The organism is Bradyrhizobium sp. 62 (assembly GCF_023073035.1).
Taxonomy (GTDB): domain Bacteria; phylum Pseudomonadota; class Alphaproteobacteria; order Rhizobiales; family Xanthobacteraceae; genus Bradyrhizobium.
The window spans coordinates 310,833-331,637 of the sequence record NZ_JADPIT010000002.1 but is presented as its reverse complement, the minus strand read 5'-3'; the positions used below and the strand labels follow the sequence as shown (position 1 = coordinate 331,637).

Below are 20,805 nucleotides of genomic sequence, written 5' to 3'. Positions count from 1 at the left end.
CGCCTTCGCTCTTCGAGCTACGGCGGACGAGTCGCCTTGCCCAGCCTACGAAACCTCCGTCGCGTCTTACTCCGCCGCCTCCGCGTAATCGCTCACCGGCGGGCACGAGCACACCAGATTGCGGTCGCCATAGACGTTGTCGACGCGCCCCACCGGGCTCCAGTATTTGTCGGTGCGCGAGGTGCCTGCGGGGAAGCAGCCCTCGGCGCGGGTGTAGGCGCGCTTCCAATCGTCGTCCGCGATGTCATGCACGGTGTGTGGGGCATGACGCAGCGGCGACGCCTCGATCTTGAAGCGGCCGGCCTCGACCTCGGCGATTTCCTTCCGGATCGCGATCATGGCATCGCAGAAGCGATCCAGCTCCGCCTTGGATTCCGACTCGGTCGGCTCGATCATCAGCGTGCCCGGCACCGGAAAACTCATGGTGGGCGCATGGAAGCCGTAATCGATCAGGCGCTTTGCGATGTCGTCGACGGTGACGCCGGACGTCGTCTTCAGCGCGCGGGGATCGACGATGCACTCATGCGCGACGCGGCCCTTTTCGTTCTTGTAGAGCACCGGGAAGTGCGCATCGAGCCTTGCTGCGACGTAGTTGGCGTTGAGGATCGCGATCTCGGTGGCGCGCTTGAGGCCTTCGCCGCCCATCATCAGAATGTAGATGTAGGAGATGGTGAGGATCGAAGCCGAGCCGAACGGCGCGGCCGAGACCGGCCCCACGGGCGCTTTCCCATCCGTCGCGGGATGACCGGGCAGGAACGGCTTAAGGTGCGCCTTGACGCCGATCGGGCCCATGCCCGGGCCGCCGCCGCCATGCGGGATGCAGAAGGTCTTGTGCAGGTTGAGATGGCTGACATCGGCGCCGTAGTCGCCGGGCCGGGATAAGCCGACCTGCGCGTTGAGGTTGGCGCCGTCGAGATAAACCTGACCGCCATGGCCATGCACGATCTCGCAGATCTCGCGGATATGCTCCTCGAACACGCCATGGGTCGAGGGATAGGTGATCATGACCGCGGCGAGGTCGTTCGAATGCTTCTCCGCCTTGGCGCGGAGATCGTTGACGTCGACGTCGCCGTTCTTCTCGCAGGCGACCACCACCACGTCCATGCCGACCATCGCGGCCGAGGCCGGGTTGGTGCCGTGGGCGGAGGAGGGGATCAGGCAGATCTTGCGATGCGTCTCGCCACGCGCCGCGTGATAGCCGCGGATGGCCAGAAGCCCGGCATATTCGCCTTGCGCGCCCGAGTTCGGCTGCAGCGAGATCGCGTCATAGCCGGTGATGTCGCACAGCCACTTCTCCAGGCGCGCGAACAGCGCGTGATAGCCGCGTGCCTGCTCGCGCGGGGCGAACGGATGCAGCGAGCCGAACTCGGGCCAGGTCAGCGGCATCATCTCGGTGGTCGCGTTCAGCTTCATGGTGCACGAGCCGAGCGGGATCATCGCGCGGTCGAGCGCGAGGTCGCGATCGCTGAGCTTGCGCATGTAGCGCAGCATCTCGGTTTCCGAGCGATGCGCGTGGAAGACGGGGTGGGTGAGGAAAGAGGTCGCGCGCTTGAGCGCCTCCGGCAGCGCCTCGCGCGTGGTGGCGTCAATCTCGGCATAGGCAAGCTGGCCGCCGAAGGCGCGCCAGACCGCTTCGACCGTTGCGGGCGTGGTGGTCTCGTCGAGCGCGATCCGCAATGCGGTTTCGCCGACGCCAAGGTTGATCTTGTCGGCAGCGGCGCGCGCGACGATCTCGGCGCGTTTGCCACCTGCATCCACGCTGAGCGTGTCGAAGAAATTGTCGGACTGAAGCGTAAAGCCGAGCTTGCGCAGGCCGGCCGCCAGCACGGCGGCGCGGCGATGCACGTTGCGCGCGATCTGCGCCAGCCCCTCGGGGCCGTGGTAGACCGCATACATCGAGGCGATCACGGCGAGCAGCACCTGCGCGGTGCAGATGTTGGAGGTCGCCTTCTCGCGGCGGATGTGCTGCTCGCGGGTCTGCAGCGCGAGGCGATAGGCCGGCATCCCGCGCGAGTCCACGGAGAGGCCGACGATGCGGCCGGGCAGCGAACGCTTCAGCGCGTCGCGCACCGCCATGTAGGCCGCGTGCGGCCCGCCATAACCCATCGGCACGCCAAAACGTTGCGCCGAGCCGATGGCGATGTCCGCGCCGAGCTCGCCGGGCGAGGCGAGCAGTGTCAGTGCCAGCAGATCGGCGGCGATGATCGCGAGTGCGCCCTTGGCCTTCAGGCTGGCGATCGCGGGCCTGAGGTCGCGCACAGCGCCTGAACTGCCCGGATATTGCAGCAGCGCGCCAAGCACGTCCGTCTTGTCGAGATCGGTGAGGGGATCGCCGACGACCAGGGTCCAGCCCAGGGGCTCCGCGCGGGTGCGCATCACCGCGAGCGTCTGCGGATGCACGTCCTTGTCGACGAAGAAGGCCTTTGCTTCGACCCGTGAGTGCCGCTCCGCGAGCGCCATCGCTTCGGCGGCAGCGGTGGCCTCGTCGAGCAGCGAGGCGTTGGCGACGTCGAGCCCGGTGAGGTCGCAGATCATGGTCTGGAAGTTGAGCAGCGCCTCGAGCCGGCCCTGGCTGATTTCGGGCTGGTAGGGCGTGTACGCCGTGTACCAGGCCGGGTTCTCCAAAATGTTGCGCTGGATCACCGCGGGCAGGATCGTGCCGGAATAGCCTTGGCCGATCAGCGAGGTGAAGACCTGGTTCTGGGCGGCGAGTTCGGCCATATGCGCGATCGCTTCGGTCTCGCTCAAGGGCTTGCCGAGATCGAGTGGGGCAGTCTGCCGGATCGAGGCCGGCAGCGTCTGCGCCATCAGCGTATCGACGCTGTTCGCGCCGACGGCCTCGAGCATCGCGGTGACGTCGCGCGCGGAGGGGCCGATGTGGCGGCGGACGAAGCTGGTGGTGTCGCCGTTGGATTTGCGGTGCGCGGTCATCATGGGTCCTCGCTTCAGATGTTCTTGTCGTCGTCATGCTCCGCGAAGGCGGAGCATCCAGTAAACGCAGCCGCTTCGGCTAGGGCCGATGGGCCGCGGCGTACTGGATCGTCCGCCCCAGTGCGCAGTGCGCACAAGGCGGACGATGACACCGAATATGAGGTCGGAGTTCGCATCATCTCACGCCGTGTGGGCCTTGTACGCCGCTTCGTCCATCAGACCGCCGAGCTCGCTCTTGTCGGCAATCCTGATCTTGAAGAACCAGGCCGCGCCTTGCGCATCCGAGTTCACCAGCGCGGGCTCGGCGGCGAGCGCAGCATTGGTCTCGAGCACTTCGCCCGTCACAGGCGCGTAGACGTCCGATGCGGCCTTCACGGATTCGACGACGGCGGCGGGTTCGGCCTTCTTCAGCGTGCGGCCGAGCTTGGGCAATTCGACGAACACGACGTCGCCGAGCTGCGACTGCGCGTAGTCGGTGATCCCGACGGTGGCGACATCGCCGTCGATCGCGAGCCATTCGTGGTCGGAGGTGTACAGCGTCGTGGTCATTTTCTCAGTCCTCAGCGTTTGTAGGTGTTTTTCACGAAGGGCATGGCGGCGATTTGCACGGCCAGGCGTTGGCCGCGCACTTCGGCGAAGAGTTTTGTGTCGATCGCGCTCGATGCCGTGGGCACATAGCCCATCGCGACCGGCGCATTCAGGCTCGGGCCGAAACCGCCCGAGGTGACCTTTCCGATCGGCTCGCCGGAGGTCGCGTCCGCAAACAGCAGCGCGCCCTCGCGCACCGGCGCGCGGCCCTCGGTGCGCAGGCCGACGCGGCGGCGGGATGCGCCGTGATCGAAGTGAGCGAGGATCTTCGCAGCGCCAGGAAAGCCGCCGGCGCGCGCGCCGCCGGTGCGGCGGCTCTTCTGCACCGACCATTCCAGCGCGGCCTCGACCGGCGTGGTCGCGGTATCGATGTCGTGGCCGTAGAGGCAGAGCCCGGCTTCGAGCCGCAGGCTGTCGCGGGCGCCGAGCCCGATCGGCATGACGTCGGGATTGTCGAGCAGCGCTTTGGCCAGCCGTTCGGCATCGCCGGCAGGAACCGAAATCTCGAACCCGTCCTCGCCGGTATAGCCGGAGCGCGAGACGAAGCAGTCGAGGCCGGCGACCTTGTGCGGGCCGGAATCCATGAATTTCATGTCGGGCGCCTCTGCACATAATTTCGCCAGCGCCGATTCCGCCTTCGGCCCCTGCAGCGCAATCAGCGCGCGGTCGGCCAGCTGCTCGATGACGCAGTCGTCCGAGAGATTCGCGCGCAGATGCGCCTCGTCCTCGGCCTTGCAGGCGGCATTGACCACCAGGAAGAGGTGATCGCCGAAATTGGCGACCATCAGATCATCCAGAATCCCGCCCTCGGCATTGGTGAATTGGGCGTAGCGCTGCCGGCCAGGCGCGATCGCCATGATATCCTGCGGCACCAGCCGTTCCAGCGCGCGGGCGGCGTCCTCGACCTTGCCCGATTTCGGCCGGAGCGCGATCTGGCCCATGTGGGAGACGTCGAACAGGCCGGCTGCGTTGCGGGTATGAAGGTGCTCCTTCAGGACTCCGGCCGGATATTGCACCGGCATGTCATAGCCCGCGAACGGCACCATCTTGCCGCCGAGCGAGACATGAAGATCGTAAAGGGGGGTACGTTTCAGGGAGTCTTTGTCGTCACGCGCAAGCATCGGGGGGCCCTCGGCGGTTCCCCGGGAACGATTTCCCGTGGACACCAGTCGAAGCCCCATCTGTCGCTGTGCCTGAGAGTATTATCCCGTCGGCGGACGCTGTCCGGACCTAAACCCGTCGGCGCCTCTTTCCAGATGCTGTCAAAGCCACGCGGTCCTTTTGCCTGAGAGTTTCCGGGGCGGTTGCTCCTTCGGCGCCGGCTACCAGTGCCGGTCTCTCCCGACGTGGCCGTACGATACAGATGGGTAAAGACCACAGGCCGGCCAAGCCTGTCAACGCGGCATCGGCGGCTTTCCAACGGATTACGCGACTGCGGCAACGCCTTGATCTGGCTGCACAGTTTCTGGACAGCGAAGCTGGCCTTGTCTAAAAGCGCTTTGACCCGCAGATATCAGCCCAAACTCGCGGTTTGGATGGCTGGAAGGCGGGTGCAAGCACACCCGATTGGATGAACATGAGCGGCGTCAACGAGATCAGGTCGACCTTTCTGAACTTCTTTGCCGAGAACGGCCACGAGATTGTGTCGTCCTCGCCATTGGTGCCGCGCAACGATCCGACGTTGATGTTCACCAATGCCGGCATGGTGCAGTTCAAGAACGTCTTCACCGGCGTCGAGAAGCGGCCCTATCAGCGCGCCACCACGTCGCAGAAATGCGTGCGCGCCGGCGGCAAGCACAACGACCTCGACAATGTCGGCTACACCGCGCGCCATCTCACCTTCTTCGAGATGCTCGGCAACTTCTCGTTCGGCGACTATTTCAAGGAGCGTGCGATCGAGCTGGCCTGGACGCTCATCACGAAGGAGTTCGGGCTCAAGAAGGACAAGCTGCTCGTCACGGTCTACCACACCGACGACGAGGCGGCCGGACTGTGGAAGAAGATCGCGGGCTTCTCCGAGGATCGCATCATCCGCATCCCGACCTCGGACAATTTCTGGGCGATGGGCGACACCGGCCCGTGCGGCCCGTGCTCGGAGATCTTCATCGATCGCGGCGAGCACATCTGGGGCGGGCCTCCCGGCTCCCCGGAGGAGGACGGCGATCGCTTCCTCGAATTCTGGAACCTGGTGTTCATGCAGTACGAGCAGGTGACGAAGGAGGAGCGCGTGGCGCTGCCGCGTCCTTCGATCGACACCGGCATGGGGCTGGAGCGCATGGCCTGCATCATGCAGGGCGTCGACAGCGTGTTTGAGACCGACCTGTTCCGTCATTTGATCGACGCGACGGCGTCTGCTCTCGGAAGCGGACCGGACGAGAAGACCGTGGCCTCGTTCCGCGTCATCGCCGACCATCTGCGTTCGTCGGCCTTCCTCGTCGCCGACGGCGTGCTGCCCTCGAACGAGGGCCGCGGCTATGTGTTGCGCCGGATCATGCGCCGCGCGATGCGCCATGCGCAGCTGCTCGGTGCGCAAGAGCCGCTGATGCATCGCCTGGTCTGGGCGCTGGTGCGCGAGATGGGCCAGGCCTATCCCGATCTGATGCGCGCGGAAAATTTGATCGAGGAAACGCTGCGGCTGGAAGAGACCCGCTTCCGCAAGACGCTGACGCGCGGCCTCGCCATCCTCGACGAGAAGAGCGCTTCCTTAAAGAAGGGCGATATGTTCGACGGCGACGTCGCCTTCACGCTGTACGACACCTATGGCTTCCCGCTCGATTTGACGCAGGACGCGCTGAAGTCGCGCGGCATCAGCGTCGACCAGGCTTCGTTCACCGATGCGATGGAGCGTCAGAAGGCCAAGGCGCGCGAATCCTGGAAGGGGTCTGGCGAAGCTGCTTCCGAGGCGATCTGGTTCCCGCTGCGTGAGAAGCTGGGCGCAACCGAATTCCTGGGTTACGAGACCGAGAGCGCTGAAGGCGTGGTGACCGCGCTGGTCAAGGACGGCAAGGAAGCCACGAGCCTCAAGGCCGGCGACACCGGCGCGATCGTGCTGAACCAGACGCCGTTCTACGCGGAGTCCGGCGGCCAGGTCGGCGACACCGGCGTATTGACCGGCGAGGGCGGCATCAAATTCCGCGTCACCGACACGCAGAAGAAGCTCGGCGATTTCTTCGTTCACGTCGGCACGGTCGAGAGCGGCGAGCTGAAGCTCGGCACCGCGCTGCAGCTCGAAGTCGATCACGGCAGGCGCTTTTCGATCCGCGCGCATCACTCGGCCACGCATCTCATCCACGAGGCGCTGCGCCAGGTGCTCGGCGACCACATCGCCCAGCGCGGCTCGATGGTCGCGCCGGATCGGCTGCGTTTCGACTTCGTGCATCCGAAGCCGATCACGGCGGAAGAGCTCGCGCGCGTCGAGGACATTGCGAACGAGGTGGTGCTGGAGAATGACGAGGTCTCGACCCGCGTCATGGGCGTGGACGAGGCCCGCGAGGCCGGCGCACGCGCGCTGTTCGGCGAAAAATATGGCGACGAGGTTCGCGTCGTCTCGATGGGCCGGACCGCGCGCGAGCGCGGCGCCAACGCACTCGGCTGGTCGGTCGAACTGTGCGGCGGCACGCATGTGAAGCGCACCGGCGACATCGGGCTGATCACGCTGACGGGTGAGAGCGCGGTCGCCTCCGGCGTGCGCCGCATCGAGGCGCTGACCGGCAACTACGCGCGAAAACACGCCAACGACACCATGGCGCTGGCGAAGACCGCGGCCCACGAGCTGCGCACCTCGATCGACGACGTCCCGGCGCGCATTGCCGCGCTGATGGAGGAGCGCAAGAAACTCGAGCGCGAACTCTCCGACGCCCGCAAGAAGCTGGCGATGGGCGGCGGTGCAGCTTCGAGCAACGGCGCGGCCTCAGGCGTGCGCGAAGTCGGCGACGTCAAGCTGATGGCGCGCGCGGTCGAGGGCATCGAGATGAAGGATCTCAAGAGCCTTGCCGACGACGGCAAGAAGCAGATCGGCTCCGGCGTCGTCGCCATCGTCGGCGTCACCGAGGACGGCAAGGCCGGCGTCGTGGTTGGCGTCACCGCGGACCTCACCTCGCGCTTCAATGCGGTCAATCTGGTGAAGGTCGCCTCCGAGGCGCTTGGCGGCAAGGGCGGTGGCGGCCGGCCCGACATGGCCCAGGCCGGCGGCCCCGATGGCGCCAATGCGGCCGCGGCGCTCACGGCGATCGAAAAAGCCATGATCGAACAAAAATCGGCCGGCGCGTAGGCAGGTGCGCCCCGTTCCGCGAGGACGTGGCTCAGCCGATCCCGATCTGAGGGATCGCCTCTACGAATTGCTGGAGCACGATCCGCTGGCCTACTCGGTCGGGTCGCGCTTCATCCAGTTGATCATCGGCGTCATCGTGCTCGACGTGGTCGCGATGATCCTTGCCTCGGTGCCGGAGCTGGACGCGGAATTCGGCGCGCTGTTTTCGGCGATCACCATCCTGTCCGTGATCGTGTTTGCGCTGGAATATGCCGCGCGGCTGTGGACGGTGGCGGGCCATACCCAGCGCGCGGCGTCCGCGTTGTCGGATCGGCTCAGTTATGTCTTCTCCGCACTCGGCATCATCGATCTGCTCGCGTTCCTGCCGGCCGCGATCGTGCTCGCCACGGGCCGGCATGCGACGCTGGCAGCCCTCGGCGTGCTGCCGTTCTTCAAGCTGGTGCGCTACTCGCCGGCGATGCGTTCGCTGCTCGCGGCCGTGCACGCGGAGCGACGGGCGCTGATCGGCTGCATCGTCATCCTGATCGGCGCGGTTCTGACGTTTGCCTCGCTGCTCTACGCCATCGAGCGCGACGTGCAGCCGGACAAGCTCGGCACCATTCCGCAGGCGATGTGGTGGGCGATCGTGACGCTCGGCACGGTCGGCTACGGCGACGTCGTGCCGGTGACGGCGCTCGGAAAGTTCATCTCCGTCTTCACCATCATCAGCGGATTTGCCATGATCGCGCTGCCGGTCGCGATCATCTCGACGGCCTTTGCGGAAGAGGTGAAGCGGCGCGACTTCGTGGTCACCTGGGGCATGCTGGCGCGGGTGCCGCTGTTTTCGCATCTCAGCGCATCCGAGATCGCCGACATCATGCGGCTGCTGCGGGCGCGCACGATCGAGCAGGGCGAGATATTGGTGCGGCGGGGCGATGCGGCTTCGTCGATGTATTTCATCACCGCCGGCGAGGTCGAGATCGCGCTGCCGAACCAGCAGGTGCGGCTCGCGGATGGCACTTTCTTCGGCGAGATCGCGCTGCTGCATAAGACAAAACGCAGCGGCACGGTGACGGCGACGCGCAAGACCCGGCTGCTCGTGCTCGACGCCCAGGACTTTCACGCCCTGATCGAACGCATGCCGACGCTCGCCGCGCATGTCCACAAGACGGCAAAGGCGCGGCTGGAGGGGAGCGGCGACCTTGCGGTGGCGGAGCTGGCGCAGGCGGAGCGCGAAGGCACCGACCGCTGAGGGCTCAGCCCTTCTTTAGAAAGACGTAGTCGGCCGAATAGGGCGCGCTCTTGAAATCGCCGGCCTTGTCGCAAGAACCCTCGAGCTTGCCGCCATGGGTGTTGATGCGCTGAACCGTCGTAACCGGCGTGAGGACGCCACTGCCCCGGTGGGTCGTCACTTCCAGCTTCAGCCAGGGAATGTCGGCCGCGGTGGTACCCGGGGCATTGCCGGCGGCCTTGGCGGCCACGGCGCTGCCGTCGGCATGCTCCCAGTTCGGTCCGGCATAGTGACGGCCGATCGTCTTGCCCTCAGACAGCAGGGTGGCGATCGGTTCGCGAAAACCCCAGGCGAGCTTGCCGTCGGTGCCGGCCTTGCACTCATAGACCTGCGCGCCCTCGGCGTGGACGCTGAGCACGACGCTCTCGCCGGGCGCCGCGATGGCGTCGGGGAGTGGGTCGGCGGCCAGAGCCGGTCCAGCGAGCAGCAACAGGCAGGGGACGGCAAGCTTGATCGACATGGTCGCATCTCCACGCAAAGGTCCAAATAAGCGAACGGGCCGCGCTTGCGACGCGGCCCGTGATGATGTCCGGCCCAGTCGGGCGAAATTGCGGACGGCTTACGCCGCCAGCGCCTTCCCGAGGTTCTCGGCGACCTTGTCGAGGAAGCCGGTGGTCGAGAGCCAGCGCTGGTCGGCGCCGACCAGGAGCGCGAGGTCCTTGGTCATGTAGCCTTCCTCGACGGTGTCGACGCAGACCTTCTCCAGGGTGTTGGCGAACTTGGCGAGCTCGGCATTGTTGTCGAGCTTGGCGCGGTGCGACAGGCCGCGGGTCCAGGCGAAGATCGACGCGATCGAGTTGGTCGAGGTCTCCTTGCCCTTCTGGTGCTCGCGATAGTGGCGGGTCACCGTGCCGTGGGCGGCTTCGGCTTCCACCGTCTTGCCGTCGGGGGTGAGGAGGACCGAGGTCATCAGGCCGAGCGAGCCGTAGCCCTGTGCCACGGTGTCCGACTGCACGTCGCCGTCGTAGTTCTTGCAGGCCCAGACATAACCGCCGGACCATTTCAGCGCGGAGGCGACCATGTCGTCGATCAGGCGGTGCTCGTAGGTCAGGCCCTTGGCGTCGAATTCCTTTTTGAACTCGCGCTCGTAGATGTCCTGGAAGATGTCCTTGAACCGACCGTCATAGATCTTCATGATCGTATTCTTGGTCGAGAGATAGACCGGGTAGTTGCGCAGCAGGCCGTAATTCAACGACGCGCGGGCGAAGTCGATGATGGAGTCGTCGAGATTGTACATCTGCATGGCGACGCCGGCGCCCGGGGTCTTGAACACTTCCTTCTCGATCACCGTGCCGTCCTCGCCGACGAACTTCATCGTCAGCGTGCCCTTGCCGGGGAACTTGATGTCGGTGGCGCGATACTGGTCGCCATAGGCGTGGCGGCCGATGATGATCGGCTTGGTCCAGCCGGGAACCAGGCGCGGCACGTTCTTGCAGATGATCGGCTCGCGGAAGATCACGCCGCCGAGGATGTTGCGGATGGTGCCGTTCGGCGACTTCCACATCTGCTTGAGGTTGAACTCCTTCACCCGCGCCTCGTCCGGAGTGATGGTGGCGCACTTGACGCCGACGCCGACCTTCTTGATGGCCTCGGCGGCGTCGATCGTCACCTGATCGTTGGTCTCGTCACGGTACTCCATGCCCAGGTCGAAATAGAGCAGCTCGACATCGAGGAACGGGTTGATCAGCTTGTCCTTGATGTACTGCCAGATGATCCGGGTCATCTCGTCGCCATCGAGTTCGACGACGGGGTTGGACACCTTGATTTTTGCCATGATCGGGGAAGCCTCTTCGGAACGGCGCTTGTGGCGCGCCACGGGAATATCCGCCGCCTCTTAGCACCTGATAGCAGCGGGCGAAAGCCAAGGGATTATGCACTTTTAGCTCATCCAGCCTCCGCAGATGGGGGGCGGGAGCAGCCCTGCCGCGGGGACCGGGCTGAGGTTTCAGGCGAGATTCAAAAGTCGAATCCAACCCATTATTTCCCTTGAGAATTTCGTCAGGACAGGCAAACGACAGGCGGACGGGCAGCCGGCCCAAGACTGGGTCAAATCCGGGTCGAGACCAGGTCAGGACCGGCCTTGAATCAATTCATGAAGAGCGCCTCTCCAAGGCCTTGAGAACCAGTGTGAAAGCGAAGCGAGATGTCGGGGACTGACAAGAGCAAGGCGGGCCTTTCCCTCGACGGTCCCATTGTCATCCTGGTCGAGCCGCAGCTTGGCGAAAACATCGGCATGGCCGCGCGCGCCATGGGCAACTTCGCGCTGAGCCGATTGCGCATCGTCAATCCTCGCGACGGCTGGCCCAACATCGCCGCCCAGCGCGCCGCGGCCGGGGCCGACTATATTCTGGACAATGTCGAATTGTTCGACACGGTCGGTGAGGCCGTCGCCGATCTCGACCTGCTGTTCGCCACCACCGCGCGCCCCCACGACCAGGCCAAGCCGGTGGTGGGGCCGGAAGCCGCAGCTAGCGAGATTTCCGGGCACGTCGCGGCGGGCGGCAAGGCCGGTATCCTGTTCGGCCGGGAGCGCTGGGGGCTGACTAACGAGGAGGTCGGGCTCGCCAACCGCATCATCACCTTCCCGGTCAATCCGGGCTTTGCCTCGCTCAACCTTGCCCAGGCCGTGCTGCTGGTCGGCTACGAATGGTTCAAGCGGGCGACCTCCGGCGAGCTGCCGCACGCGATGCCGGAGCGCTCCGAACGCGCCTCGCAACACCAGATGCAGGCCTTCTTCGACAATTTGATCCGCGAACTCGACCGGGTCGAATTTCTGCGCCCGGCCGAGAAGCGCGACACCATGCTGGTGAACCTGCGCAACATCTTCACCCGGATGGAGCCGACCAAGCAGGACATGCACACCCTGCACGGGGTGGTGATGGCGATCGCCGAAGGACGCAAGGGCCCGGCCAAGGGCGGTGTGCTCGACGGCGAGCAGGCAACGCGGCTGCGTGCGCTTTTGGCCGAGCACGGTCAGGGCGGCGGCGTTCCCGACAGCGGCTCCACCGTGCGCGGCCTCGCCCGCCTGCTCCGCCGCAACCCGACCGATGCCGAACGCCTGCTCTGGCAGGCCCTCACCCGCGACCGCCGCTTCGCAGGCGGGTTCAAGCGCCAGACCCCTGTGGGGCGGCACATCCCGGACTTCGTCTCGTTCCCGCATCGGATCGCGATCGAGCTGGTGAACACGGGTGAGAACGAGACGATCGTCGCGGATCGCGCGTCGCGGCGGGCGTGGCTCGAGGCAAGGGACTATCGGGTGATCGAGATGCGGGCGGCGGATGTCGAGCGGGATATCGAGGCGGAGCTGGTGCGGTTGCAGGGGATGATCGAGAAGGGCGTGTAGATTTTCGTCGGGAAGCAGAGCGAATTGTCGCTCTCGCTCACCTTGGCCGATCAGCGCCGGTTCAGCGCTGAAAGACAACCTTGCCGCCGACCAGGGTCAGGTCCGCCTTGATGTCCTTGATCTGCTCCTCGGGCACGGCCGCGTAGTCAGCGGAGAGCACCACGATGTCCGCCAGCTTTCCGGGCTCAATGGTCCCTTTGCGGGCTTCATCGAAGTTGTAGCGCGAAGCCGCGCTGCTGTAGAGCCGTAGGGCCTGCTCGCGCGTAATAGCTTCTGCCGAGCCGTAGATGTTTCCGTTGGGATCCTTCCTTGTCACCATGATGTACATGTTGAGGAAGGGGTTGATCGGGTTGACCGGAAAATCCGTCCCGGCGCCGAGGCTGTTGAGTCCCATTTTTTCGATCAACGTCCTGGTCGGCACGGCGCGGTCAGCGGTCGCTTTCCCGAGAAATCGTTCGACGGTCGCTCCCTTATCCCACATGAAAACATTCTGAAAATCGATGCGGACTCCTAGTCTTTGCGCACGCTCCATCTGTTCTGGCCGGATCAGGCTGGCGTGGATGAGGACGAAGCGACGGTCGCGGATCGATTTTTCTTTATCCGCTGCCTCGAAGGCATCGAGCACCTGGTCAACACCCAGGTCGCCCACGACGTGGACTCCGACACGCCAGTCATAACGGTTGCAGACGGAGATGAGTTGCTTCAGCCGCTCAGGTGTCTGCTGCGTGATGCCGTGATAGTTGTCGTGTGAATCGGGGTACACGTCACGCATGAGCGCCGTCTTCAGCGTCATGCCGCCGTCGTAAAAGATCTTGATGCCGGCGAACTTGAGCCAATCGTCACCGAACCCTGATGAGGCGCCATTGCCTGACATGATCGCTTCCCATGCGGTCAGATCGGCGGGGGGCTCCGGTCGAAACATCACGCCGGTGCGCAAAGTGGCTTTCCCCGCTGCGACAAGCTTCTGCAGCGTTCGGACATCACGTGGCTCTGTTGCGCCTTCGATCACACTGGTGATGCCGAAGCTGTTCAGCACACCTTCGGCAATGGTGAATTGCCGCATTTCGTCGTCTTCTGTCCAAGGTGGTACGGCCTTCTCGACTCGATCGATCGCCGTCTCCACGAGCACGCCGGTCAATTCACCGGCTGCGTCGCGTTCAAACTTTCCACCACTCGGGTCCGCGGTGGTCTTGTCGACACCGACCACTTGTAGAGCCATGGTGTTCGCCATCGAGAAATGCCCGACGGTGCGAAGATAGACCGGGTTGTTCGGAGCAACACTATCGATCTCCTGCCTCGTGAGATAGCGCTTCTCGGCCAATTGTGAGGGCGGATGCCACGCGCCACCTACAATCCACTCACCCGGCTTCTTCTTGGTGGCGAATGATTTGATGGCCTCGAGCGCGTCCGCGACGGTCTTGGCTCGGCCCAGGCTTACGACATAGTCGCCCAGACCAGCGGCCTTGAAGTGAGCGTGTGTATCGATCAATCCGGGGATGACGGTCTTGCCGGACACGTCGAGCACGCGGGTCCGGGCGCCTGCAAGCGCCTTGATCGAAGCACTGGTTCCGGTCGCGATGATCTTTCCATCCGCGACGGCGACTGCCTCCGTGACGGTCGATCGGTCGTCTAAGGTCAGAACCTTGCCATTAACGAGGACGAGGTCAGGCGCATTAAGCTCCGGCTGCTGTGCCTCGGCATTTGCGACGCCAGCGACGAACATGCCCGTAGCAAGTATTGCAAATGCCTTTAACTTGCGGACCATCGCGTACCCTCTTGGATCTTTTTTGCTTGGCGACAGCTGCAAGAGTATCTTTGATTAAACGTGGGTTCAACGCTTCTCGACGGTTGGCAGCGTCGCACGGATGGCAAAGTGGAGTGCTCCCGTGGTTAGCTGGAAAGCTGGCCGTCCCGGTACCGGGCGCCCATGTCCCCTCTACGAACGACGCCCGAGCTGCACCTCGCGCTCCACCGCAATCCATGTCGTGCGCGCCACCGCCAGCAACTTCCCGGCTCCACCATGCACAGCAGCCTCGGCCGTGCGCTTGCGGCCATCGCGGCCCGTCGGCCAGGCCGTGATGATGCAGGGCTCGCCGGGGTGCGGGCGGGCCTCGATCCGCGCCGACATCCGCCCCAGCAGCAACGGTGCCTTGTCGAAGCTGCCGGTCTGCTGATCGCAATTGCAGGCAAAGCCGGTGGGGCAGTCGAGCGCCGACCAGAGGAATTCCGGCGCGACGAGGCCGTCGTCGGCGGCAAGATTCTTATCCGGTGTCCAGCTCGCTGCCAGAACGGCGTTGTGACCACGGAGCGAGCCGGCAAAAATGCGCAGGCCGTCTCCCTTGGCCCTTGCGGGGCCGCACACGAAACATGTCGGCAGCGGATGCTCGTGCGGCTTCACCGGCGTCAACAATTCGGCCGCGCAGGCCTCCTCGAAGCTGGCTGTTTCCACGCGCGCAAGCTCGACGCTTGCCGGCCGCCCGGTCGCGACGATCTTGTCGCCATCGCGAAGCTGCCATGCGCCGTCGTCCGTTGCGACCGCATCGAGTGGCGTGTCCAGCGGCGGCGGTGCGCGCAGCGTGATCTCCGCGGCGCCGGGAATGTGGCGGGCCAACCGGCCGCAGACATAGCCGCCGTTGCCGGAGTTCGGAGGACCGCAAAAGCGTTTGTCGATGATGATCTGTGTCATCGGTTTTGTTCTCTCTTCCCCGTGCACTTTACCTGATCTTGAGGACAATTCGCCCCTGAACCGTTCGGTTGGCCACGGCACGCATGGCTTCGCCGGCCTCCTCCAAAGGGAGGATGCGATCGATGTGCGGGCGGATTTTTCCGCCGGCCAGCAATTGCATCAGCGTGGCGTTCATGCGCGCCGCTTCGAGCGAGAATTTCTCCGCCCAGGCGCCGACGAAGACCCCGAGGATGGAATAGTTCTTCAGCAGCGGAAGGTTCATTGGGAGCTGGGGAATCTCGCCGCTGGTGAAGCCGATCGGCATCAGCCTTCCGCCCCACTTCATCGACCGGGCCATCTGCTGGAATATCGCGCCGCCGACATTGTCGAAGCCGATATCGATCCCTTCGCCGCCGGTGATCGCCTTGATCCGGTCGCGCAGATCCTCGCTACGATAATTGACGATGTCGCTGGCTCCATAATTGCGAACCAGGGCGGCCTTGTCATCGGAGCCGATACCGGCGACGACGCGCAAGCCCAAATGGCGGCCGAGATCGACGGCGGCAAGGCCAACTCCGCCGGCAGCGCCGGTGACGAACAGCGTTTCGCCGCGCTGCGCCCTGGCCCGCTCGACCAGCGCATAATAGGCCGTGCCGTAATTGTGCAGGACCGTCGCCGCTGCCTCGAACGCGACGCCTTCCGGCAGAAGCACGCACTTCGAGTCCTTCGCTATCATCCGTTCGGCGTAGCCGCCGGTCCAAGCGCTGCATGCCACGCGGTCGCCGGGAGCGAATGCCGTGACCTCGCCGCCGACCGCGATGACGACACCGGATGCTTCCGTGCCGGGCACGAAGGGCGTCGGCGGCCGCATCTGGTAGAGTCCCGAGACCATCAACTGGTCCATGAAACTGACGGAGGCCGCATGGACGTCGATCAGGATCTCGTCGCCGGAGGGCTTCGGCTCGTCGATTTCACTGAGGCGCAAATCGGCGGGGCCAGTGAATGAGCTGCATAGAATTGCTCTCATCGTGTCGCTCCAACGGATTGTCTGCATTCGGCAGATTTGCGTAATGGCGTCGCATATCCCGCGACAAGCTTGACGAAATCTGCCTGTCGCGCTGCACCGGTCTTTTCAAACAGGCGCCGGACATGCGTCTTGATCGTCGTATTGGCGACGCCGAGCGCCGCCGCCACTTCGGGAACGCCGCCGAGTTCGACGATCGCGAGCATCACACGCAACTCGGTCGGCGTCAGTTTGAATGCCTTGCCAATCACTTCGGAACGAGGCGGTATCGTGAGCGCCGCCCTGCGGACGAACAACGCTGCGACGGCGCTGTAGGCGACGCCCCCAAGTCGGCGCGCGCCGGAAGTCAACGGCAGAGCATGGGCTACGTGGCGCTTCCCATCCCGCCCGATCATCGGCACCGCGATCCCGTCGGCGCCGAGGAACGCGTTTTCCTGCCCGGCGGCTGCGAAAAAATGCTGCAGGGTGCGGTTGACCGTCGGATCGCAAGCCGCGAGGTGCCCGCGGATTTCGTGCAGGATGTCGCGCGCTTCGATCATGTCCCGCCCGGCAGTATTGGCGTGAATGAGACGCGCCTCCGCGTCAACGAGACAAAGACCGACGTCGAGCCCATCCAGCGTATCGGCAAACGTGGCGGCCTCCGCCGACATCCGGGGGACAGGTGACATTGCGCTCATCGGGGTGCTCCAGCAGGCCGAGGCGGCTGGCGATCTTCCGTCCGACGACCGAAAAGACGCGGCAGCAGCATGGGAACGCGCCGGCGATAATCCTGGTAGGTCGCGCCGAACTCGGCGATCAGGTCGCGCTCCTCGAACTGAAGCGCGGCCAGGATGTAGGCGGTGTTTGCGAGCGCAAACAGAAGGTGGCCGACGGTCATCTCGGGCGTGGCCCAGAACGCGAGCAGAAAGCCGAGCATGATGGGATGGCGCACGATCTTGTAGAGCAGCGGTGTTCTGAACGATTGACCTGGTATCTCGCTCCCGCGGAACGCGACGAAGGCCTGGCGCAGGCCGAACAGATCGAAATGATCGATCATGTGGGTCGAGGCGAACGCGACAAGCCAGCCGAGCCAATGCACGCCGATCAGCAACCAGGCCGCTATTCCGCTCGCTTGCCAGACCGGCGTCGGGATCGGGCGCCACTGCCAGAACAGCAACAGCAGGATCAGGCTGGAGAGCAGCACATAGGTGCTGCGCTGGCAGGCGGGGGGAAGGAATTTGGCCGACCATCGCTTGAAGACCGGGCGCGCCATGACGCTGTGCTGGATCGCAAACAGGCCCATCAGCAGCAGGTTGACGACGATGGCCACGCTCAGGTCCGTCGGGCTGCCGACGCCGATCGGCATGTCGATCGACTTATCAATCGACTTGGGCACGACATAATTGCCGACGAAACCGAGCGCATAGAGAAATGAGACCGTGAAGATCACGTAGCTCACGATGGCGTAGAGCAGGATCAGGAGGCGCGAGATCATGTTTTTTCCTATTGTGCCTGATGGAGCCGTGCCGCATGCAGGAGCCTGAATTGCTCGCCCGCGAGCAGGCTCGATCTGCCCCGACTGCTATTGCTGGACCGTCCCCTGTGCGTCCCCCGGGGGCGCCGCAAGGGGAGGGAGGACTTTCATGACGGTTTTCTCGCTGGGGACGTTCGGGTTCCCTGAGGTCCACGCCGACGGCCGCCCGATCAAATTGGCCTTGCGCAAGGGCCTCGCGCTGCTGGTCTATCTCGCGGAGGCCAAGGGCGCCGTGGCCCGCGAAATCGTGGCGACGCTGCTGTGGCCTGAAACTGACCGCGAGACCGGGCTTGCGCGATTGCGGCGGCTGCTTCACCGCATCGAGCTGACGCTCGGTCAGCAGGTGTTCGAGACCGACCGGACCACCTGCGATGGTCTCCGGCAGTCGCGCTGCAGGTCGATGCACATCTGTTCGAGAGCGCCTGCGATCGCGGTGACTTTGACGAGGCCTGTCAGACTTATCGGGGAGATTTCCTCGCAGGCTTCTCGCCGGAGGATTGTCCGGAATTCGACGACTGGGCGTTCTTCCGCCGCGAGGCGCTGCGGGGACGGCTGATGCACGCGCTGGAGCGCCTGGTGCAGGACAAGACCGCCCCCGGCGACTACTTTTCCGCGGCCACGCATGCGACCCGTCTGGTCGAGCTCGATCCTTTGAGCGAGGTCTACGGCCGGCATCTGATCCGCAGTCTGCTGCTGGCGGGTGACCGCAGTGCGGCAGAGCGGCACCACGCGGCACTGAGGCAGCGGCTGCGTGACGAGCTTGGTGTTACGCCCGAAGCCGAGACCGAGGCGTTGATGAGTCCTGCGGCGGCAGCCGACGTTCCAGCGACGCGCTACGTCAAGGGCGCTGGTGTGCATCTGGCGTATCAGACCTACGGCAGCGGCCCGCTCGACATCCTGGTCATGCCCGGCTTCGTGTCGCATGTGGAGCGCGCTTGGGAGCACCCCGCGAGCCGGGCGTTTCTGGCCTCGCTGATGAAGCTTGGGCGCCTGATCGTGTTCGATCGTCGCGGCATCGGGTTGTCCGACCGGGTTGGATCGGCCCCCGGTATCGACGTCACCGCGGAGGATATCGGCACGGTGCTCCGCGCGACCGGCTCGCGCCGCGTCGTGCTGTTCGGCGCATCCGAGTGTGGACCAGCCTGCATCAAATTTGCGGTCGATGAACCGTATCTCGTGGCCGGACTCATCCTGTTCGGTGCATTGGCCAAGGGCTGCTGGTCGCAGGATTATCCGCACGCGCTGCGCGCCAGCCAGTACGACGCCTGGAGCAAGCACCTCATCGCGCAATGGGGAGGTCCGGTGGGGATTGAAACCTTTGCGCCCAGCCTTGCGAGCGATCCCCAGGCACGCGCCTGGTGGGCCGGGCTATTGCGCGCGGCCTCCAGTCCTGGCGGCATCTCGGCGGTGCTCGAGGCGTTTCGCGACGCCGACGTGCGGCAGCTTTTGCCGCAGATTGCCATGCCGACACTGGTGCTGCATCGTCGTGACGACAAGGCCGTACGGATCGCGGCCGGCCGCGATGTGGCGAGCCGGATCAAAGGTGCGCAATTCGTCGAGCTCGACGGCCATGATCACTGGTTCTTTGCAGGCGATCAGCAGCCGGTGCTCGATGCGATCAAGCGGTTCATCGATGCGCTACCGAGGGAGCGGCTGCGAGTGCTGTAGCCCGGATGAGCGAGCGGACATCCGGGGACGATCGTCCCGCATGTCGCAGCGCTCATGAGGCCACGGGATGGGAGCGATCACACCGCCTCGAGCTGATCCGCCGCGCGCTTCTTCTTTGCCTTGGGCTGGCTGAGCAGGGAACCTGCCGTCAGCGCCGCCGTATCGGCCACGCCCGGATCGCGCGACACCATCGCCGCGACGATGGCGCCGTCGATCAACAGCCCGAGCTGATGTGCGAGCACGAGGGGCTCGTTCGAACCGAGCTCGCCAGCGAGCTTCTCGATGTGGCCGAGCACGATCTTCTTGTGCTTCATCGCGATGTTGCGGAACTGCTTGGCGTCCTTGTCGTGCTCGCCGACCGCATTGATGAAGGGGCAGCCGTAGAAGCGCTCCTCCGCGAACCAGCTCTTCAGGGCCGGGAAGATGCGCGTGAGCTTGGCCTGCGCGTCGCCGCCGCCTTCTTCCATGGCGCCGATGAACCATTCGCGCCACTGCTTGCCTTCGCTCTCCAGCACCGCGTTGACGAGATTGGTCTTGGAGCCGAATAATTTATAGAGCGTGGTCTTCGCGGTGCCGGCTTCCGCGATGATCGCGTCGATGCCGGTGGCGTTGATGCCGTTCTTGCAGAACAGATGCGTCGCCGCGCTGAGCAGGCGTCCGCGCGCGGACTCGTCGTCACTGGCGCCGCCGTGCGGCGAATGAGACTTCTTCTTTGACGTCTTGTTCAGTGAGGGCTTGGCCATGAGTCCAAACTTACCCGCAGCCGCGCCGCATCAGCAAGCCGCATCTGTCCGCGCTGAAAAGATTCGCACGGGAAAGCCCGTCTGCATCGCCTTTGAGCAAACGGCGGCTGATCAATTCGCAGGCAGCGTTCGCTAAGCGGCTCCAATACTTCGCCTTTTGATTTTGGTCGGCTCTGGCACGCTCCATGCAAGGAAACAGACCGTTCGGTATCCTACCGATTTCCACTTCTGCCAGGGAGAAGATGATGACTGCCGTCGTTCAAAAGACAGTGCTGACGGGTTGCCTCGCGCCCATCGACAAGAATGGCCTCGAGCAACTGATCGCCAACGGCAAGGCCAATCCGAAGGTCATCAAGACCTTGAAGTGCAAGACGGTCGCGGAAGGAAAATTCCGCCACGCCAACTACATCCGCAATTTGCAGCCCTACATCGTCGACGAGCCGCCCGGTCTGCTCGGCGACGACACTGCGCCCAATCCGTCCGAAGCTTCGCTCGCCGCGCTGGGCTCCTGCCTCGCCGTCGGCCTGCACGCCAACGCCGTGCATCGCGGCTGGATCGTCAACAAGCTCGAGCTCGAGCTCGAGGGCGATCTCAACATTACCGCCGTCTGGGGCACCGGCGATGTCTCGGACAAGCCCGTTGGATTTACGGACGTGCGCGTCAAGGTCGACATGGAATGTGAGGGGATCTCGCCGGACGAAATCAATGCGCTGGTCGCCCATGTGAAGCAATGGTCGCCAGTCGCCAACACCTTCACCCGCCCGGTCAATCTCGAGGTCGGCATCTGAGC

The 20,805-nt window shown here is 64.6% G+C and carries 15 protein-coding genes, 1 pseudogene and 1 riboswitch; of the genes and pseudogenes, 5 read left to right on the top strand and 11 right to left on the bottom strand.

The genetic code is table 11. The features are described from left to right. Positions 1-66: 66 nt before the first annotated feature. The 3 genes from gcvP to gcvT form a co-directional block, all read right to left on the bottom strand. A complete protein-coding gene (gene gcvP, locus IVB47_RS01680; RefSeq protein ID WP_247459548.1) occupies positions 67-2,931 on the bottom strand; it encodes an aminomethyl-transferring glycine dehydrogenase in 2,865 nt (954 codons plus the stop codon). A 180-nt stretch (positions 2,932-3,111) separates the two neighbouring features. Beyond that, complete coding sequence (gcvH, locus tag IVB47_RS01675) at positions 3,112-3,480, bottom strand: glycine cleavage system protein GcvH (protein ID WP_247437404.1); 369 nt, start codon at positions 3,478-3,480, stop codon at positions 3,112-3,114. A gap of 11 nt (positions 3,481-3,491) precedes the next feature. Beyond that, positions 3,492-4,640, bottom strand: a complete 1,149-nt coding sequence (gene gcvT, locus IVB47_RS01670; protein WP_247459481.1) for a glycine cleavage system aminomethyltransferase GcvT — start codon at positions 4,638-4,640, stop codon at positions 3,492-3,494. Positions 4,641-4,783: 143 nt separating this feature from the next. Continuing rightward, a riboswitch (glycine riboswitch) is annotated at positions 4,784-4,873 on the bottom strand. A 222-nt stretch (positions 4,874-5,095) separates the two neighbouring features. Here gcvT and alaS point away from each other — a divergent pair. Beyond that, positions 5,096-7,789: an alanine--tRNA ligase gene (gene alaS / locus IVB47_RS01665; protein WP_247459480.1), complete on the top strand. Its 2,694-nt coding sequence runs from the start codon at positions 5,096-5,098 to the stop codon at positions 7,787-7,789. A gap of 4 nt (positions 7,790-7,793) precedes the next feature. Further along, entirely contained in the window at positions 7,794-9,020 is a 1,227-nt protein-coding gene (locus IVB47_RS01660) for a cyclic nucleotide-gated ion channel (protein ID WP_247459479.1), read from the top strand. Positions 9,021-9,024: 4 nt separating this feature from the next. Here IVB47_RS01660 and IVB47_RS01655 read toward each other — a convergent pair whose 3' ends face one another. Then, the gene (locus IVB47_RS01655; RefSeq protein ID WP_027567646.1) at positions 9,025-9,519 is read right to left on the bottom strand and encodes a DUF3455 domain-containing protein; all 495 of its coding nucleotides are present in this window, start codon (positions 9,517-9,519) and stop codon (positions 9,025-9,027) included. Positions 9,520-9,618: 99 nt separating this feature from the next. Continuing rightward, positions 9,619-10,833 carry an NADP-dependent isocitrate dehydrogenase gene (locus IVB47_RS01650; protein WP_027518867.1) on the bottom strand — a complete coding sequence of 405 codons (1,215 nt, stop codon included), beginning with the start codon at positions 10,831-10,833 and terminating at the stop codon, positions 9,619-9,621. Between the two features lie 369 nt (positions 10,834-11,202). Here IVB47_RS01650 and IVB47_RS01645 point away from each other — a divergent pair, with 369 nt between their 5' ends. Further along, positions 11,203-12,402, top strand: coding sequence for a TrmJ/YjtD family RNA methyltransferase (locus IVB47_RS01645; protein ID WP_247287302.1), 1,200 nt, complete (start codon positions 11,203-11,205; stop codon positions 12,400-12,402). Positions 12,403-12,463: 61 nt separating this feature from the next. On the opposite strand, the gene IVB47_RS01640 is transcribed toward IVB47_RS01645, so the two are convergent. The 5 genes from IVB47_RS01640 to mddA all read right to left on the bottom strand — a co-directional run bounded on the left by IVB47_RS01640 (position 12,464) and on the right by mddA (position 17,565). Then, positions 12,464-14,167: an amidohydrolase gene (locus IVB47_RS01640; protein WP_247400402.1), complete on the bottom strand. Its 1,704-nt coding sequence runs from the start codon at positions 14,165-14,167 to the stop codon at positions 12,464-12,466. 171 nt (positions 14,168-14,338) lie between these two features. Beyond that, positions 14,339-15,088: a hypothetical protein gene (locus IVB47_RS01635; protein WP_247459477.1), complete on the bottom strand. Its 750-nt coding sequence runs from the start codon at positions 15,086-15,088 to the stop codon at positions 14,339-14,341. A 28-nt stretch (positions 15,089-15,116) separates the two neighbouring features. Then, positions 15,117-16,094, bottom strand: a complete 978-nt coding sequence (locus tag IVB47_RS01630) for an NADPH:quinone oxidoreductase family protein (RefSeq protein WP_247459475.1) — start codon at positions 16,092-16,094, stop codon at positions 15,117-15,119. Then, positions 16,091-16,768 carry a helix-turn-helix transcriptional regulator gene (locus tag IVB47_RS01625; RefSeq protein ID WP_247459473.1) on the bottom strand — a complete coding sequence of 226 codons (678 nt, stop codon included), beginning with the start codon at positions 16,766-16,768 and terminating at the stop codon, positions 16,091-16,093. The genes IVB47_RS01630 and IVB47_RS01625 overlap by 4 nt, the downstream gene beginning before the upstream one ends. Next, positions 16,765-17,565 (bottom strand): methanethiol S-methyltransferase, encoded by an 801-nt coding sequence (mddA, locus tag IVB47_RS01620; protein WP_247459472.1) that lies wholly within the window; start codon positions 17,563-17,565, stop codon positions 16,765-16,767. Before mddA ends, IVB47_RS01625 begins: the two co-directional genes overlap by 4 nt. Positions 17,566-17,713: 148 nt before the next feature. On the opposite strand from mddA, the pseudogene IVB47_RS01615 reads away from it, so the two are divergent. Further along, a pseudogene (locus IVB47_RS01615) lies at positions 17,714-19,272 on the top strand (alpha/beta fold hydrolase). Positions 19,273-19,349: 77 nt separating this feature from the next. Here IVB47_RS01615 and IVB47_RS01610 read toward each other — a convergent pair. Next, positions 19,350-20,015, bottom strand: coding sequence for a TetR/AcrR family transcriptional regulator (locus IVB47_RS01610; RefSeq protein ID WP_247459470.1), 666 nt, complete (start codon positions 20,013-20,015; stop codon positions 19,350-19,352). Between the two features lie 245 nt (positions 20,016-20,260). Between IVB47_RS01610 and IVB47_RS01605 the strand changes: the two genes are divergently transcribed. Then, positions 20,261-20,803, top strand: coding sequence for an OsmC family protein (locus tag IVB47_RS01605; RefSeq protein ID WP_007612153.1), 543 nt, complete (start codon positions 20,261-20,263; stop codon positions 20,801-20,803). Positions 20,804-20,805 lie beyond the last annotated feature (2 nt).